This is a genomic window from Coprococcus comes ATCC 27758, from assembly GCF_025149785.1.
Classification (GTDB): domain Bacteria; phylum Bacillota; class Clostridia; order Lachnospirales; family Lachnospiraceae; genus Allocoprococcus; species Allocoprococcus comes.
In genome coordinates this window covers 1,312,791-1,330,275 of the sequence record NZ_CP102277.1, presented here as the reverse complement: position 1 = coordinate 1,330,275, position 17,485 = coordinate 1,312,791, and the positions used below count along the sequence as shown (strand labels likewise).

Below are 17,485 nucleotides of genomic sequence, written 5' to 3'. Positions count from 1 at the left end.
CATTATTCTCCCAGTCTTGTTTTCTTATAGTACTGAAGAATCCGAACATAGTTATCGTACTCAGATGCAAGTTCCTCCGCATTCTCTTCACTCCATGCAAACTGTCCAATTACACCTAAAAATTCTTTTTCCTTCTTTCCCCAATACTCCTCATCTTGTAAAAATTTAGACAAGGTATCATAATCAAATACTCTTCCATCATCCACTGTCTGACAGATAAAATCAAACCAACGTTCCTCATCACAAGGATGCGATGAACCAGTAGACTTATTTGCAGCATTACAAAATAAAGTTAATTTATTTAGTGCCGATTCAGAAATATAATCAAGTGGGTTAAAACGACCCGATGACGGTCCGACAACTTTAATATCATCATGTGTTTGACCATACACTTTAGCTATATCATTATAAAACAAATCAAGTAACTGATTATATTCCTCAATAGTTAGTTGGTTCTTTTGTAGTGGAACAATATTACAAACCTTAACATATCCGTCACGCCAGGTATCTTTTCCATAATAAATTGAGACTTCAGCATGAGGAGCTTGATCTCCAACATAATCAGCAAGAATATAATCTTTCAACATCTGATTACGTTTTGGCTTAATCCAATTCATAGGAAACACAGTATATATATTTTTTGCCAAGCTGTCTAATCCCGGTTTATTTCCAACAAAACTGAGTTCTTTATACACATGCATGAGCTATTCCTCCTCTCAATTCCTTCACATCTCAGCCGATCACCGGATCCCTGATTCTTAGATCGTTGCCTGCTACTCACCACAAAGAGGTGTGTGATTCATTCGAGCAGCACAGGGAGCTTCCGCTCCCTGCATATCACAATTTCATTCAGTTTTACAGACGCTTTCTTACCTTCATGATTCCACAGTAACACACGCCGCCTAGCACTCCGCCGACTGTGTTATAGAAGATGTCTGATAGCTGGAATGTACCCAAGCGAAGCAATAATTGTAGCGTCTCAATACTTACAGAAAAGATAACTGCTATCTTCCCGCTATACCACAGTATCTTCTTCCAGCCGTTTCCTATCATTTCTTCGAATGACCACATCACTACTGCTGAGAATGGCATCATCATGATTACGTTCTCGATACACTCGGTGGTCAACTTCTGTTCGCCGTTCACAGTCTCCCAGATGCCCCAACCGCCCATGACTTTGGATAATGGATTCATCCACAAATCGCGATTTAACAGAGTTCGGAATAGAATAAGTGAAGTCACGAACGCCAATAGAAACAGCTTCCGAAAGAATACACTCTCTTTGAATTTCTGATACCATGTCACTATGGCACTCTTCCATCCTTTACCTGCTGCGGAAGGTTCATACGCATACAGGTAGAAAAACATGGCAAGGAAGGAAAGCAGGAGTGAAAATCCAAATGGCTCATAGAGAGCAGTCAGGATGTTTGTGATGATCTTTCCGAGTAAATCAATCGTTTCTTTCATCGCTGTTTACAGATCACTGAACAGGTCAGCCTTGTACACGCCGTTCTCCAGCATCTCCTTGAAACTGCCCTTTACTGCTGCGACATCTTCATGGTAGGTCATACCATACCATGTATCATTGGTTTTCAGAACCTTCACAGACATCTTGCCCTGCTCCAACAATTCACCGATAAAGATGGGAATCAGATACTCTGCTTTCAGAGGATTGCCCGGGACTTCTTTCTCAAAGAACTCTTTGAAGCCTTCCTCCAGTACATCCAGAAAATCTGGAGTCAGACCCCACATATTCATGGATACCAGAGAATTCACATCAACAACCACACCGTCTGCCTCTGCTCCATCTGCAGTCTTGACGATGTTCTTGGTTTCCACAACCTCAGTCAAGTTTCCATTCTCATCCATCTTGCAGATACCACGAGTCACACCACCGTTATCGGACAGCGTGTTCTTCAGCACAAAGCCAGCCATGCAGGACTTGCCGCCATTCACCAGATACTCATGAACAGCCTTGAAGCCTTCCTTGCCATAGTAATCATCTGCATTGATTACAATAAAAGGAGTCTTGATGACCTTCTTCGCTGCAAGGACGGCCTGACCGGTTCCCCACGGCTTTGTCCGGCCTTCTGGCAGAGTTCCCGGGATATCATTGATATCTTGGAAAGCATAGTCAACAGTTACATTATGAGAAGAGCAAATGGAGGCAATGCGATCACCGATGACCTCTTTGAATTCCTTCTCGATATCCTTACGGATGATAAATACTACATGATTGAAACCAGCCTCGATCGCATCATGGATCGAGTAATCCATGATGATATGTCCAGCATCATCCACTGGCTCCAACTGTTTGATTCCTGTTCCAAAACGGCTACCGATACCGGCTGCCATAATAAGTAATGTTGTTTTCATAACGTCTTCCTCTTTCTAACTTTTATTCTACTGTCACACTCTTCGCCAGATTTCTTGGCTTATCCACATCCAGGCCCTTGGCTACAGACACATAGTAGCCGAGTAGCTGCAACGGAATCACTGCCAGGCTACCAACAAAGTGCTCGTCCACCTTTGGAACATAAACTGTGAAGTTCACCTGATCTTCGATTTCGTAGTTTCCATAAGTCGTCAGACCCATCAAGTAAGCTCCACGGCTCTTGCATTCCAACATATTGCTTACCGTTTTCTCATACAGCTTGCTCTGGGTCAGCACACCAATAACCAGTGTTCCCTGCTCGATCAAGCTGATGGTTCCGTGCTTCAGTTCACCCGCTGCGTATGCTTCAGAGTGAATGTAGCTGATTTCTTTCAGTTTCAGACTGCCTTCCAAGCTGACCGCATAATCAATGCCACGGCCTACAAAGAACACATCGTGTGCATTGGCATACTTTGCTGCAAACCACTGAATGCGCTCTTTATCTTCCAAAGTTTTCTGCATCTTCTCCGGGAGAGTCAACAGTTCAGAAATATAGTAACCGTACTGTTCTTCAGTGATTTTTTCTCTAACCTTCGCAAACTGAACCGCCAGACAGTACATAGCTGCCAGCTGTGCACTGTATGCCTTGGTCGTTGCAACAGAGATTTCTGGACCGGCAAGGGTGTAGAACACTTTGTCCGCTTCACGGGCAATACTGCTGCCTACCACATTGACGATTGCCATTGTGGTTATGCCTTTTTCTTTTGCAAGTCGCAGTGCAGCCAATGTATCTGCTGTCTCGCCAGACTGGCTGACAACGATTACCAGTGCTTTCTGATTGAGCGGCATCTTCCGATAACGGAACTCAGATGCGAGTTCCACACGCACTGGGATATCCGCTATATCTTCCAGCACATACTGAGCAGCCATGCCCACATGCCATGCAGAGCCACAGGCAACGATATAGATCTGCTCGAAGTTTTTGATCTCATCCTCAGTGATTTCCACACTGGACAGGTCGATGGCGCCGTTCTTGATCACAGAGTTAAGGGTATCCTGAACAGCTTTCGGCTGCTCATGGATTTCTTTCATCATGAAATGCTCAAAGCCGCCTTTTTCGGCAGCCTCGGCATCCCACTTGATTTCAGTGGTCTGCTTCTCGATCTCATCACCATCGAGATTATAAAAATGAGCCTCGCCTGGAACAAGTTTTGCAAACTCAAGGTTACCAATATAATATACATTGCGAGTGTATTTCAGAATTGCCGGAACATCCGAAGCCACATAGGTCTCACCATCTGCAATGCCGATAATCATCGGGCTGTCCTTACGCGCCACCCAAATCTCACCCGGATAATCCCGGAACATCAGCTCAAGAGCGTAGGAACCACGGACACGCACCATCGTCTTAGCGATGGCATCGATAGGGCCGAGATTATACTTCTTATAATAGTAGTCCACCAGCTTGATGACCACTTCCGTATCCGTCTGACTATAGAATGTATAACCGTGCTTCAGCAGCTTTTCTTTCAGTTCGGTATAGTTCTCAATGATGCCGTTATGTACGCCAACGACCTCAGACTCCACTGTGCCTGAACCAGAACGGGTGCAGTTGCCTGAAACATGCGGATGTGCATTAGTCTGGCTCGGCTCACCGTGAGTTGCCCAACGAGTATGACCGATACCACAGGTTCCTTTCAATGCCTTGCCGCCATCTGTTTTCTCGATCAGATTGGACAGGCGTCCCTTCGCTTTCACGACCTGTGCCAGATTTTCTCCGTCACGGACAGCCAATCCGGCCGAGTCATATCCTCTATATTCTAGTTTTGACAGACCATCCAGCAGGATCGGTGCTGCTTGTCGATTTCCTGTAAAACCAACGATTCCACACATAGTTTTATCCCTCCCGTTATTTTATCTATTATACTTTCCCTTTTATGCAAAACGACTCCGGATAATTGCCAGAGTCGTCATTGACTTTATGCCTTATATCCCTTTTCGCAGATCACATTGACCACTTCATCAACATACTTCTGGCAGGTATCATGGTCAGGGGCTTCTACCATCACGCGAACCACCAGCTCAATGCCTGACTCACGCACCAGAATACGGCCGGTATCGCCCAGAGCCTCAGCAACCTTAGACACGGCTTCCTGCACGGCAGGATCATTCTGTGCAGCCTTCTTATCGATCACGCGGACATTTTCCAGCACCTGCGGATAGATCTTCAGCGGTGCTGCCAGTTCACTCATCGGCTTCTTCTTAGCCAGCATGACTTCCATCATCTTCAAGCTGGTCAGAATACCGTCACCAGTGCTTGCGTACTTGGAGAAGATGATATGGCCGCTCTGCTCACCACCAATACGGCAACCGTTCTTTGCCATATACTCGTAAACATACTTGTCATCCACAGCAGTCTTAGCGTAGCCGATACCCTGCTCATCAAAAGCCTTGTAGAGACCAAAGTTGGACATAACTGTGGTAACGACTGTATTATTTAACAGCTTACCACGATCTTTCATATAGCAGCCGTAGATGTACAGGATGTGATCGCCAGTGATAACATTGCCCTTCTCGTCCACACACAGGCAGCGGTCAGCATCACCATCGTAGGCAAAGCCAACATCCAAGCCCTTCTCCACAACAAACTTCTGAAGACCCTCAATGTGGGTAGAACCTGCGTTGTTGTTGATGTTCGTGCCATTCGGCTTATTATTGATGACGTAGGTGTCAGCACCCAAAGCATCGAAAACGCTCTTAGCGATATTCCAGCTGGAACCATTGGCGCAATCCAGACCAACCTTGACACCTTTGAAGGAATAGATACCCAGAGAGATCAGATAACCCATGTAACGGTTGCGTCCGGCCACATAATCCACAGTGCAGCCGATATGCTCACGATGAGCGAAAGGCAGCTCCGGCCAGTCCTTGTCAAATACATGGAGCTTGCCGTCAATATAGTCCTCCACCAACAGCAGGATCTCCTCGGGCATTTTTTCACCGTAGCAGTCGATCAGCTTAATGCCGTTATCGTAATACGGATTATGGCTGGCAGAAATCATGATACCGCAGTCAAAGTCATCCACACGAGCGATGTAAGCTACAGACGGCGTGGTAGTAACGTGGAGCAGATAAGCATCTGCACCGGAAGCCGTCAGACCAGCCACCAGACTATATTCAAACATATAGGAGCTGCGACGAGTATCCTTACCAATGACGATACGAGCAGGATCAGTGTCACCATTGCGCTCACGCAACACATTATAATACCAGCCCAGAAAACGACCTACTTTGTAGGCATGGTCTGCTGTTAATGTAATACCAGCTTCACCACGGAAGCCATCTGTTCCAAAATATTTAGCCATATAAATTTATTTCCCTATTTAAAAAGCGAACCAACAAAAAGCTGTATGCTTTTTGTTGCCTACCATCCGCCACATAGAGGCAGCATACCTGGTTGGCGTAGCCATGCTTTCAGCGTAATTCTAAACTTCATATCTTTCAGCTCCAGTTTTTTTATGTCCTTCAGAACGCCAGAATATCTGCCGGAGCGTAGGGAGCTTACGCTCCCAGTAAATCATAGATCACTGAACAGGTCAGCCTTGTACACACCGTTCTCCAGCATCTTTTTAAAGCTATCCTTTACTGCTGCTACATCCTCGTGATAGGTCATGCCGTACCAGGTATCGTTTGTTTTCAATACTTTGACAGACATCTTTCCCTGCTCCAGCAGTTCACCAATGAAGATAGGAATCAGATACTCTGCTTTCAGAGGATTGCTAGGTACTTCTTTCTCGAAGAATTCCTGGAAGCCCTCCTCCAGCACATCCAAGAAATCAGAAGTCAAGCCCCACATATTCATGGAAACCAGAGAATTCACATCAACCACTACGCCGTCTGCTTCTGCTCCGGTTGCCGTCTTTACAATGTTCTTAGTCTCAACAACCTCAGTCAGATTGTTCTGCTCGTCCATTTTGCAGATACCACGAGTCACGCCGCCGTTATCGGACAGTGTGTTTTTCAGCACAAAGCCTGCCATGCAAGACTTGCCACCATTCACCAAATACTCATGGACGGCTTTGAAGCCTTCCTTTCCATAGTAATCATCTGCATTTATGACAATGAACGGGGTCTTGATGACATCCTTTGCTGCAAGGACTGCCTGCCCCGTCCCCCAAGGCTTTGTACGTCCTTCCGGCAGAGTTCCCGGAATGTCGTTGATATCCTGGAAAGCGTAGTCTACAGTTACGTTGTGAGAGGAGCAAATGGAGGCAATGCGACCACCAATGACCTCTTTGAACTCCTTCTCGATATCCTTACGGATGATAAATACCACATGATTGAAGCCTGCTTCGATTGCATCATGGATGGAATAGTCCATGATGATGTGATTAGAAGCATCCACCGGTTCCAGTTGCTTAATACCCGTTCCAAATCGGCTGCCGATACCAGCTGCCATAATAAGTAATGTTGTGTTCATATTTTTTCTTCCTCTTTTCATTATTTTTTGTTGCATAGCCCAAACAGCTACACCTATAAAGCCACCAAGCGTATTTTGGAAAATATCCGATAACTGAAATGTTCCTACTCTTAAAAAAAGCTGACATATTTCAATTAAACATGAAAAACCAAAGGAAGTCTTTACAATATTAAACAAGATTTCCTTGTCCAATCCATCTTGTTGAAAAAAACCAAGCACTCCAAAATAAGCAAGTGGGACAAACAGAAGAACATTAAGCATCCCTTCCGTATTTAGGGTGCCATCTGAAGTGAAAACTCCCCATTCCCCAATTATATTTTCCCACGGACATTGCCATATACTGCGACAAATCAAAGTTCTAGACAGCACCATAAACAGGATGGTAAAGAATGCAAATTTATATCGAGTGATCTTATCCGTTCTAAGCATATGCCACTGATGAATAAGGCACTTCTTTAATCCTTTATGTTCTACTTCGGGCAAGGCGATCATGCATATTACTGCGAAAATCAGCCCGAATCCTAAATATTGATATATACTATAAAAAACGTCATCAGCTACTACTTGCATCTTTTCCTTTCCCTAATGTAATTGAATAGTATAGCAATTAAAGTCGCACTTCCTACGCAAATAAAGAAGGATACGAAATTATGGTAATCTTCCTTATACAAAACAAGCGCACACAATGCCACAAAATACATATGGACAAAATATATTGTTCCACTTAAGTTTCTCAGTTTCTTATAAAAATCTCCATGAAGTTCCATCATTGGACATTTATATATAATCAGGCAGAATAACACGAAAAAGATTGGAAGGTCAAGCATCTGGCTGAGGTACTGCCCCCCCCGATAAGGCTTATAGGAATTTTTATTAGATAAGCAAATAGTGCAATCTTTCCCTTGTGAAGAATTTTTGTCAACTCACCTGACTTCTCAATGTCAGCAATATACATACCTAAAGAAACAAATACTAACGATTGAAAGAAACCATTTCTTGTCGTCGCAAAGATTGAGAAATAAATATTAACTGGAAATGCTAATAATGCCGGTAGCTTGTCTTGATGCCCCCCAAAAGCGGTAAGAACTATACCAACAAGATATGCCACTGATCCAAAACCTACAATCTTTTCTATTGAAATTCTTTTTGATAAAATATCTATAAGAATCAAGGCGAAGATTAAACCATTGAGATACCATAGCGCCCATGAATAAAAATTATCTCCCACGAGGATATAATTCCGAATACAAAGAGCTGCATATTCTACTGTTTTATTTCCTTCAATAAACCATCCATAAACTGTCAATGGCAAATATACGATAGACCATATGATATAAATATTAAAAATCTTTTTTATGCGGTAGCCAAGTTTTATATACAAATCTTTTTCCGGTTGTTTAACAATCAAGAAATATCCAGTACATGCATAAAAGAACGGTACTGCATAGTTTGATATATTATAGTACACAACTTTGTCTAAGAGAACACTAACAGCTTGAAGTGGTCTCGTGTGTATCCCAATTACAAGATATGCACACAAAAATTTTATCAAATCTATCAGTTTGTAATCTTTATTGCGTTGCACTTCATCCATCATCCCACTTTCTTCATATTTAGGCCTTATGTGAGATTTTCCCTTTCACTTTATTCACAATCTCGAATATCAAGGTATTCTTCATAACTAAGTTTACTGCTGTGTATGCGATAACACCACATAAAATCTCTAATATAAGCCCAATAGTATTTGGCAATTTAAACTGCATAATGATGTAGACACTCAATGTCATCACTGCTGTACTAATAAGCCCCTTCGTCAATGCTTTCATATTAATGGTAAATTTCACCTTTTTCTTCATATAGATGAATTGAACAGCATTTGTGACCAGTTCACTAAATACAGAAGCTATTACAGCACCATTTTGAAGAAGTGTAGGAATTAAAGCTGCATTCGTTATAATATTTATCACAGATGCAGATGCTGAAGCAGGCAAAATAATCTTTTCACTCTTTGTACTATAAACAAGCTGGTAACAGAACAAATCTCCAAAGCCTTTGATCAGAATCAGAGGACACATCAAGCGTATTGTTAAAACAGCGGGTTCAAAGGCCTCGCCGTATAAGAACTCAACTGCTTGCGGAGCAACAAGCGCCATTCCTACTGTCATCGGAAAAGTCATAAAACATAGGACTTGAAAACCTTTATCTAATAATTTATAAAATCCTTGTCTGTCATTGTCATAGTAATAGCTAAGCCTTGGTAGCAATGCAGCAGTAATAGCATTCGCCATAGTCAAAACCATTATAATTGTCTTCTGTGCGTATGTGTAGTATCCAACAGATTCATCCGTCGCCAAGATGTTAAGCATTGTCACATCAATTTTATTGTAAATACTCGATAAGAATATAATACACGCAATCAAGATAACAGGTTTCATATGGCGTTTTAACTCGATTCTAGAGAAATCAAGTGCGACATATTTTCTTGCGTTCAGAACATTAAAAACATAATTTCCGCCTGTGGCCAAACTAGATATAAGCGCATATATTACATAATCTTCCCTTGTTTTCACAAATAAAAATAATGCCAAAAGAGAGAGGCCTTTAATAAGTAAGCTTCGCCCTGTAATATATCCATATTCTTCCAGGCCCTGATACATCCAGTCAATGTTAAGATAATTAAAGACAATAGAAAGACCACAGGCTACATAAAGTGTCCATTGTCCATTAAAACCCTCATTAGCAACAACTAGACCAATGAATCCAACAACTGCCAAAGTTGTCGATATAATATTCACAAGTAGAAGCTCGGTGAACAATTTGTTTCTTTCATGTTTTTTTTCTCTAACTTTTGCAAACTCTCGTACTCCATAGGATGGCAATCCAAGTGCTGCAAGTGTCACAAAATAGGAAACAATATTCTGTGCAGAAGCCACTTTACCAACGCCGGCCGGCAGAAGAATCCTTGAGACATAAATAGATGTAGCAAAAGGAAACAGGATATTAGCTATCGTATAAATTACGTTATATATTGAATTTTTAGTTAATGATTTTTGCATTATCTTTTACGGACTATTGTCCAAGAACTCCTTCCATTATTTAACATCGAATTTCTACACAGTCAACCTTATTGGGACTTTTTCACTATCTTAGTTATCTTTTTTTCTACTCTATACGGCAAAGAAATAATCTTAGTAACCGTATGAGCAAATCCATATCCAAACCGTTCTGTAAGATTCCATTCTATATTCTGAAGTTTTCTTTCTTTTGCATTAATCCAAGTCATTGAAAATTGATGGATACTTACAGTTTTGTTTGTAATTGTTGTTTTCCCTGTTAGTGGTGACTTCGGCGAAAACACTTCTTCTTCATAGACCACAATTCCTGCATCTAAGTGTTGATATGTTCTCCTTGTATCATCTAGTCCATATTCTTTTAGGATTTCCGTTTGATAATGCGGACACGCAATTAAATTCAGAGTTCCATCTTCGTTATAAAAGGAAATCCTATCATATAAATCAAGAATCTTTTTCAAAGCTGGATGACCTTTCTCTGCACCAAATCCCAATCCAAACGCCACAGAATTCTCATAGCTTCTTCCCAGTTTGTCTAGCAATGGGTCTCTCATTTCCCACCCACAATACATTCTATCATTTAAAAAACTATCAAGCTCCTTTACTAACTCAACATCAGTGTCCATATATATGCCACCGTACTTATACACGACATCAATTCTGGCATAATCAGATACAAAAGCCCATTTTTTTTCTTTATAAGCGGCTTTCATATATTCATTGCTATTCACATCGTAATTATTTTCATTCCACTCTATTATCTTGTAGTCTGGGCAATACTTTTTCCATGATTCTATACAACGCTTTGCTTCTTCTGGAAGAGGATTCCCTCCAAACCAGCAATAGTGTATTACTTTAGGTATCATAAATTCATCCTCATCTTCCTTGTACTCTTAAATGACTGGACACAATATATATATCATCATCAGATTGTCTTTCTAACGATCTTCTTCCACTTTCTAGTTACCCGCTTCTTATATTTATCAATCCAGTACAAATATGGCCATCCGATTGTTAACAAATGTAGTTCGCTACGATTTTTCGGCAACTCTTGCTCAACAAACCTATCTGGCAAGATTTCAAAACACGCATCTTGTACAGACACTTTAACACGCATTTTACGCATTTGGAGATGAATATAAGCAAATTCTGTTTGAACTAGTTTCGAACCATTCCACTCGATTCGCAAAACATTTCCATTATTCCAATAATACCGTGCTTTTTTATACGTTTCATTAACAAAGTCGTGTTTAGAAACATCATAAAATGCTCTAATAAATTTTGCAGAAAAGACAGAAGGATTCATGCTTAAATCCTTTTCATAAATCCTTGCTCCATCTTCACGAAAAATACTATGAACATTGTCGTGACCATTACAGTCTTCATCGAACACAAATATTTTGTCCGTTGTAAATGCTTCTTTATATAAAACGCGTCCTTTAAAAGACTTCATAAAGCGACGATTATTATCATACGTGTTTTTATATATTGTCAAATGTCCCGCAGCGAACAATTTATCATAGTCCTCGTTCAACAATGGTGTAACATTTTTTTCGAGGTTTCCAAAAATCAAATCGCAATCACAGTGACCCCAGTAATCAAAATCCTTAATGTATTTCTCAAACAGAAACCCATAGGCAGGTTTGTAATCACATAATTTATACGCTGATTCAAGTACAATCTTAAATCCAAATTTTTCGTTAGCTATCTTACGTATTTCATCAAGTGTAGTTTTAATAACATGAACATTTTCTGGACAGACATACTTAAACTCATTGTCAGTAAAAATCATCCATGTGTATGTAGGGTTGGCCTCACATGATTTAAGAAAAAGCGGGAAATAATTATTAAATTGTCCAAAGTAGGGTAAAATCAAGACACATCTTTTATTTTTCTTCCTCATCATCAAAACAATACCTCATAAATTCTTCATAATTAGAAAATTCAGGAGCATGTTCTTCCATATACTCAATTGACTGCTTTTCTGTATTGCCTAGCTTAAGCTTATTTGAAAACACATTGTTTATTAAAACGCTACTTTTTGTTTCAAACAGCATAAAGTACTCATGAAAAACCTCTGGATCGGGCCGACGTTTAAAACGCTCATAATACCTCTGAGCTAATTCTTTCGCTTCAGCCTTTTGTTTAGCGTAACGTTTGTCAAAGAATTCATTAATACTCATCAACTTTCTCGCTGGAACGCCCGCATAAACGCTGTCAGACTCGCAATCCTTTGTAACTAGACTCCCTGCTCCAACCACAACGTTATCGCCTATTTTCACATTTCTTTCTATAATTGTATTCATACCAATAAATACATTGTTTCCTATTTCGACGATACCACTAGCTCCAAGGATCCCCCCCCGACAATTTTTAAGAACCGACCATGAATAATCGTGTGTTAAAATTTTTACACCCTCAGTAATCCTTACATGATCACCAATAGTAATCATCCACGGATACTGCTCATCAATTAGCGTCTTTGTCGGGACATATATAATGCAATCGCTTCCAATTTTCATTCCTATCGATCTTAAGTGTTCAATATAAGATGATGATTCTGCCTTATACCCATAAGCGGTCTTTCTCAAAATGCTTTTTATATTCACTTTAGCAATCCTCCTTAATTTCGTTGCTATCATACTGCATTGCTACAAAACCAATTGCCATTCCAAAATAAATTATATAAGCTGTATCCACTCGAATTGCTGAGCTGTGCCACATCAAAAAAATCATAGCGACTGTGAAAATAGCACTTGCAATCATATATGGCCGAATCGCATTAGGATACCTTTTTAACTTTGCCAACAACGTAATAATCAATGTAATAAAGAAAAACACGTACAATCCAAAACCGCCAATTCCGCATTCCAAATACGTCCATTGATTTGTAAACCAGCGATAATTATAGTCTCCATAAGCTCTGTAAAAGTCACTCTGAAAAAATGAAAATGCAGATGTGTCACAATTACCAATACCCAAACCAAACCACTCTTTAATCGGAGTTCTCAGGAATAAATTATTAATCACTTGGAATGATCCGACACGTGGAATTCTATACCCCTCATCAAAAGTCGCAGTTGCATAATCCATAAAATTCTTTTTATTAAAAAGAATTTTCAACATATCCGGTGCCAAACGATCAACCAAATTGATAACAACCACAAAGCCCAGTAATAAACCAACTAGAATACCTAACTTTCTAACTGTAAGACCTTTTTCAACATATTGATTAATCAGTGCTGACAAAATAATGCATAACACGGCCAACATTAACATCATCTTTTCCTCAGCCATTGCACCTAGCATAAATGTAGCCGCAATAATAACCGCAAATTTTTTGAATGTAGTTTTTTTAGCAAAATAAAGGCTTGAGTAAAAGCATAAAAGCAACAGGCAGAATGGATTCAAGCCACCACCGCCCCAAAAAATTCCTCCACCAAAATCATCGCTAAAAAGCCCAAGGACAAAATACTTATATATACCAACAAGCGCATTAAGTATTTGTGATGCAAAATAAAACCGAATCACTTTTTCGACATCATCAAGTGTAAAAAAGAGAATTACTCCAAAAAACAATATAAAATAGCGGCAGAGATTTCTTATTCCCCAAAAAATGAGCAACGGTTTTACATAATTTATTCCAGCGCCAACCATTAAAAACAGCAAAAGTGCAATCAAAATATAGAGAAGAGGGGCGCATCGATTTTTAATCTCCTTAATATACTTTGCTTCAAAGTAAAGCAACATCAAATTCAAAACATCACACAAATAGAATGTTGAAAGGCTAATACCAAACAAACTATACGCTACAGAGAACACAATGCATGCGTATAGTATCCAAAATATGCACTTCTTTGGTGTAACTATAAATAATTCTCTTCGCATACTTTTATCTCCCTAAATATTGTTGAGCTCTTATCAACGCAATAGTGCTGAAACTCATCTTATGTCTAATACAAAAATGAATCATTCTTCTTGCTCTTGAAAAACTAGCATCTGGTACCATCCATACAATTTTTTGAACCATCTTATTTGTACACATTTGGGAAATCGAACGATGGATTTCTTTAACACCAATTTCTTTTACACAATTGACTTCGCTTTTCATACAAGCAAGCAAGTTATCCAAAAAAGGTCTTTTAATCCTGTATCTCACTTCATCGCTGTAGACATCTGATGCACATAATTCTTCTAAATGCAGTTGAAATGCGACAAGCTTTTCAAAGCGATCTGGCTTATATACATGTGTAAGCGACTGGTCATTTTCGCAATAATAATAATATGCCTTATGTACAACATTAACACTATGTACATTCGGCATGAGTTTCATTAGCGAATACACATCTTCACTAATATACTTTCTTTCGGAGACAAAATGGAAGTTGCATTCTGCCAATAGTTGTCTTCTATATAAGCAACTCCACGCGCTCATTAACAAGTCACTGGCTGTTCCTGTTTTAGGATCTGTACAAATCAACTCAGGTAGGAATTTTGATAAAACTTCTTCACCTTCATACTTTTCCAACGGTGTTTTTGGAATAAATGTTTTGGTAATATTTCCCTGTCTATCAACGTCATGATGTCCAAATTCAATCAAATCTGGATTATCTGAAATTATGACTGTATATAATTCTTCAAACAGTCTTGTATCAATATAGTCATCACTATCAAAAAAAGCAATATAATCTCCAGTAGCAACATCTAAGCCAGAATTTCTCGCCTCACCCAGACCAGCATTTTTTTTATGTACAACCTTAATACGATCATCAACTTTTTCCCAATTATCACACATTTGTGGGCAATTATCCGGAGAGCCGTCATCAACAAGAATAATTTCAAGCTTTTTGTAGGTCTGATTCATGACACTATCAAGGCATCTATTCAGATATTTTTCCACATTATAAATTGGCAGTACAACACTAAATTTAATTTTTTCTTCTGTTTGCTTCATCATATTCTCCTCATAGATGCGCTAAACTGTATTTTTCATACAGCAGTACTACAATTACATATCGTTAACAATAATTCTATACTTCTCATCCCATGTTAGCTTACTGTTCACATATTTATAACCATTTAGTCCCATCTGCTTTGCCAGTTCTTTGTCCTGTCCTAATGTTACAATTGCTTTGCACCAGTCTTCCTTGATGCCTTCAAGTGCCTGGTCCGTATTTACGAATACACCGCAGTCAACTTCTTTTAGCAGCCTACAAAAACTTGTATCAAATGCAACTATTGGCACTGCATATGCCATTGCCTCGAGCAGCACATTTCCACTTGTTTCTCTAAGACTCGGCAAAACAAAAACATCTGCCTGCTGATATGCTTCAGCAATTTGATTCAGCGGACGGTTACCCATTAATTTTACATTTTTTCCAATACCACTATCTGCTATTTGTTTTTCAATTAATGCATGATCATCGCCATCACCAAAAATCAAGAGTTCCCAATTCATATCGGTAGGCATCAAAGAAAGAGCGTCAACAAGAAAAGCTATTCCTTTTTTTCCAATCAATCTTCCTACAAAAACGATTTTGAGAATATCGTTGTTTCCTTTCCGAATAGGAAGGTTTTTGTATTCATCTCTTAATGCCAACTCCGGCATTAATGGCACATCTTTTCCTACGATGCGAGAAATTTGCTTTTGAGTTTCATTATTTATGCAATATATCTTATAATATGAGCGCAGTGCTTTCTTATAAAAGGGATTCCATGAACAGCTCTTATTTACAAACTCTCTAAAACTCGCAACCAGTTGATTCTTTTCATAGACCTTCAATGGCCTTGGTGTTACCTGCGCACCTCCCATTGGCCCCCAAATCACCTTTGCACCTTTAGCCTTATATAACTCACTTGGGATTCTGTAATCATTCATAGTAACATGATGAATTACATCAAAATGGATTCCTGAATGTTTAACCCAAAGCCATGCCCAATGCTGCCATAAAATATAATACATATGATGAAAAGCGGAATGCTTTTCTCTGAACCAGTTAAGTGCATTAGGGACATCAACAATAACTAATTCGACATGTTGTATATTAAATTCTTTGAGACCTCTTCTCGTGTCCTTCTCATTGAATTTCTTAGTAAGAAGGATTATTCTATCTCCTTCTTTATAGTTTTTCTCATACTGTAAAACCCAATTCCAACCAATACTATCCTCTGAACCCTTATAAGGGTTCACGCTATATGCAGAAATAAGATAATTCACCATTTCACCTCCCAAGAATCAATGTTGAAAGCATATGATTTTTTCTAACGACGTATTTTGACAGAAAAATCGGAGCAATCAATCCAAAAAACAGCATCATCCATGCGTATACTAAATAATCAAATCCTAAAATTTTTCCACATACAACAAAAATCGCCTGCTGCACATAATAACCAATCATATATATATCCATTCCATAATCACCTAGCACCATCCATAGCTTTTCTCCACAATGGTAATGTTCAATCTGCACTGCAATAACAAAAAGCAGAAATACGCCAATAACGGTTACTGCAGTTGCCAAACTCCAAGACTGAGACTTATAAATACTAACAAACGCAAGCATCATATATCCTACGGAAACAACCGCTATTAACACTATTCCTTTTACTGACATGAGTAGTTCGGAATTCTTTATTATTTCAAAAAGATGCTTTCTCACAGCACCGCCCATAAAGTAAATCCATGCGTAACTCAAGAAAAAGCCAACAATATATCCAGACTGTTTTAATACAACAGTGTTTAGCATATATAGTACAAACATAACACCCGCTAAAACCGTACGACTCACACTATCAAATAAGATTCCAAAAATAGAAATAACAAACAAAGCATACAGAAACCAAAGACCACCATTCGGATTGTTTCTTCCAATTAAAACATCTACTGCAAGAGTAGAATAATTAAGTGGATTCCTTGCAAATGCTCCAAATAATAGCTTAAGAACGGCTGTGACCACTGTTAAAAAGAAATACGGCACCATCAGCCGCTTAGCTTTTTTTACAATAGCTTGTTTCTTTTCGCTAATGCTACGTCTTTTCTCGCCTTCAAGAAATCCGCTAATAAAGAAAAAAGCTGGCATATGAAAACAATAAACAAAACTTTTTATAAAACCCAAAATAGTAGGCGTTTCTGTCGGATTAAAAGAATGTCCAATGACGACACAAAGCACAGCCATTCCACGCATTATATTTATTTCATTAAAATATTGTTTTTTACTTTTTTCCATCGTCAAGCCTTTCTCTTTCTATCTCTAAAAATTGTTCTACCCTTTGTTTTGTAGAAAGTTTGTATCTGTATTTCATGCAGTTTTCAATATACATTTCACTGTTAGAAACCACGTCATTCAAATCGGATTTATTCCACTGTTTCTTCGCAATGCCAAGTTGATAATCTTTGATATAGGTAGAATTTAGCGGAACGTCTGTTGTGACAATAGGCGTTCCAACTTCAAACTCTTTGGGAAGATGGTCAAAATACGGCAAAATATATGCTCCCCTCTTCATTCCCTAATCCTTGTCCTCTCCACATCTTCCTCAATCCCACTTTAACTAGAGCAGTTG

General features: G+C 39.2%; 15 protein-coding genes and 2 pseudogenes. All 17 read right to left on the bottom strand.

Annotation, left to right across the window (positions count from 1 at the left end; translation table 11 throughout):
- Window positions 1-2 precede the first annotated feature (2 nt).
- Window positions 3-701: a hypothetical protein gene (locus NQ556_RS06510; protein ID WP_195368117.1), complete on the bottom strand. Its 699-nt coding sequence runs from the start codon at window positions 699-701 to the stop codon at window positions 3-5.
- Window positions 702-855: 154 nt separating this feature from the next.
- Complete coding sequence (locus NQ556_RS06505) at window positions 856-1,467, bottom strand: VanZ family protein (RefSeq protein ID WP_008369157.1); 612 nt, start codon at window positions 1,465-1,467, stop codon at window positions 856-858.
- A 6-nt stretch (window positions 1,468-1,473) separates the two neighbouring features.
- Complete coding sequence (locus NQ556_RS06500) at window positions 1,474-2,376, bottom strand: sugar phosphate nucleotidyltransferase (protein WP_008369158.1); 903 nt, start codon at window positions 2,374-2,376, stop codon at window positions 1,474-1,476.
- 22 nt (window positions 2,377-2,398) lie between these two features.
- Complete coding sequence (glmS, locus tag NQ556_RS06495) at window positions 2,399-4,267, bottom strand: glutamine--fructose-6-phosphate transaminase (isomerizing) (protein WP_008369159.1); 1,869 nt, start codon at window positions 4,265-4,267, stop codon at window positions 2,399-2,401.
- Window positions 4,268-4,353: 86 nt separating this feature from the next.
- Complete coding sequence (glmM, locus tag NQ556_RS06490) at window positions 4,354-5,739, bottom strand: phosphoglucosamine mutase (protein WP_008369160.1); 1,386 nt, start codon at window positions 5,737-5,739, stop codon at window positions 4,354-4,356.
- Window positions 5,740-5,951: 212 nt separating this feature from the next.
- On the bottom strand, window positions 5,952-6,854 hold the full coding sequence (locus NQ556_RS06485; protein WP_044998710.1) for a sugar phosphate nucleotidyltransferase: 903 nt from the start codon (window positions 6,852-6,854) through the stop codon (window positions 5,952-5,954).
- A 48-nt stretch (window positions 6,855-6,902) separates the two neighbouring features.
- Window positions 6,903-7,226 (bottom strand): annotated as a pseudogene (locus NQ556_RS16810) (VanZ family protein); the annotation flags it as partial.
- A 415-nt stretch (window positions 7,227-7,641) separates the two neighbouring features.
- Window positions 7,642-8,451 carry an acyltransferase family protein gene (locus NQ556_RS06480; RefSeq protein ID WP_204575897.1) on the bottom strand — a complete coding sequence of 270 codons (810 nt, stop codon included), beginning with the start codon at window positions 8,449-8,451 and terminating at the stop codon, window positions 7,642-7,644.
- A gap of 16 nt (window positions 8,452-8,467) precedes the next feature.
- Window positions 8,468-9,910 (bottom strand): oligosaccharide flippase family protein, encoded by a 1,443-nt coding sequence (locus NQ556_RS06475; RefSeq protein WP_008369165.1) that lies wholly within the window; start codon window positions 9,908-9,910, stop codon window positions 8,468-8,470.
- A 68-nt stretch (window positions 9,911-9,978) separates the two neighbouring features.
- Window positions 9,979-10,797, bottom strand: a pseudogene (locus NQ556_RS06470) (glycosyltransferase family 32 protein); the annotation flags it as partial.
- Window positions 10,798-10,850: 53 nt separating this feature from the next.
- On the bottom strand, window positions 10,851-11,831 hold the full coding sequence (locus tag NQ556_RS06465; protein ID WP_204575895.1) for a DUF6625 family protein: 981 nt from the start codon (window positions 11,829-11,831) through the stop codon (window positions 10,851-10,853).
- The gene (locus tag NQ556_RS06460; protein ID WP_044998583.1) at window positions 11,812-12,534 is read right to left on the bottom strand and encodes an acyltransferase; all 723 of its coding nucleotides are present in this window, start codon (window positions 12,532-12,534) and stop codon (window positions 11,812-11,814) included. Before NQ556_RS06460 ends, NQ556_RS06465 begins: the two co-directional genes overlap by 20 nt.
- 1 nt (window position 12,535) lies before the next feature.
- Window positions 12,536-13,813 (bottom strand): hypothetical protein, encoded by a 1,278-nt coding sequence (locus tag NQ556_RS06455; protein WP_204575892.1) that lies wholly within the window; start codon window positions 13,811-13,813, stop codon window positions 12,536-12,538.
- A gap of 4 nt (window positions 13,814-13,817) precedes the next feature.
- Complete coding sequence (locus tag NQ556_RS06450; protein ID WP_243426639.1) at window positions 13,818-14,882, bottom strand: glycosyltransferase family 2 protein; 1,065 nt, start codon at window positions 14,880-14,882, stop codon at window positions 13,818-13,820.
- Window positions 14,883-14,933: 51 nt separating this feature from the next.
- The gene (locus tag NQ556_RS06445; protein WP_120080085.1) at window positions 14,934-16,145 is read right to left on the bottom strand and encodes a glycosyltransferase family 4 protein; all 1,212 of its coding nucleotides are present in this window, start codon (window positions 16,143-16,145) and stop codon (window positions 14,934-14,936) included.
- Between the two features lies 1 nt (window position 16,146).
- Window positions 16,147-17,151: an acyltransferase family protein gene (locus NQ556_RS06440; protein ID WP_008369180.1), complete on the bottom strand. Its 1,005-nt coding sequence runs from the start codon at window positions 17,149-17,151 to the stop codon at window positions 16,147-16,149.
- Window positions 17,138-17,428, bottom strand: a complete 291-nt coding sequence (locus tag NQ556_RS06435) for a hypothetical protein (RefSeq protein ID WP_008369182.1) — start codon at window positions 17,426-17,428, stop codon at window positions 17,138-17,140. The genes NQ556_RS06440 and NQ556_RS06435 overlap by 14 nt, the downstream gene beginning before the upstream one ends.
- Window positions 17,429-17,485: the final 57 nt, after the last annotated feature.

Excerpts from the sequence above, each read along its gene's own strand:
- NQ556_RS06480 (WP_204575897.1), bottom strand. The coding sequence starts at position 8,451 with ATGATGGATGAAGTGCAACGCAATAAAGATTACAAACTGATAGATTTG.
- glmS (WP_008369159.1), bottom strand. The coding sequence starts at position 4,267 with ATGTGTGGAATCGTTGGTTTTACAGGAAATCGACAAGCAGCACCGATC.
- NQ556_RS06475 (WP_008369165.1), bottom strand. The coding sequence starts at position 9,910 with ATGCAAAAATCATTAACTAAAAATTCAATATATAACGTAATTTATACG.
- NQ556_RS06505 (WP_008369157.1), bottom strand. The coding sequence starts at position 1,467 with ATGAAAGAAACGATTGATTTACTCGGAAAGATCATCACAAACATCCTG.
- NQ556_RS06500 (WP_008369158.1), bottom strand. The coding sequence starts at position 2,376 with ATGAAAACAACATTACTTATTATGGCAGCCGGTATCGGTAGCCGTTTT.
- NQ556_RS06485 (WP_044998710.1), bottom strand. The coding sequence starts at position 6,854 with ATGAACACAACATTACTTATTATGGCAGCTGGTATCGGCAGCCGATTT.
- NQ556_RS06445 (WP_120080085.1), bottom strand. The coding sequence starts at position 16,145 with ATGGTGAATTATCTTATTTCTGCATATAGCGTGAACCCTTATAAGGGT.
- NQ556_RS06435 (WP_008369182.1), bottom strand. The coding sequence starts at position 17,428 with ATGAAGAGGGGAGCATATATTTTGCCGTATTTTGACCATCTTCCCAAA.
- NQ556_RS06455 (WP_204575892.1), bottom strand. The coding sequence starts at position 13,813 with ATGCGAAGAGAATTATTTATAGTTACACCAAAGAAGTGCATATTTTGG.
- NQ556_RS06465 (WP_204575895.1), bottom strand. The coding sequence starts at position 11,831 with ATGATGAGGAAGAAAAATAAAAGATGTGTCTTGATTTTACCCTACTTT.
- NQ556_RS06450 (WP_243426639.1), bottom strand. The coding sequence starts at position 14,882 with ATGATGAAGCAAACAGAAGAAAAAATTAAATTTAGTGTTGTACTGCCA.
- NQ556_RS06510 (WP_195368117.1), bottom strand. The coding sequence starts at position 701 with ATGCATGTGTATAAAGAACTCAGTTTTGTTGGAAATAAACCGGGATTA.
- glmM (WP_008369160.1), bottom strand. The coding sequence starts at position 5,739 with ATGGCTAAATATTTTGGAACAGATGGCTTCCGTGGTGAAGCTGGTATT.
- NQ556_RS06440 (WP_008369180.1), bottom strand. The coding sequence starts at position 17,151 with ATGGAAAAAAGTAAAAAACAATATTTTAATGAAATAAATATAATGCGT.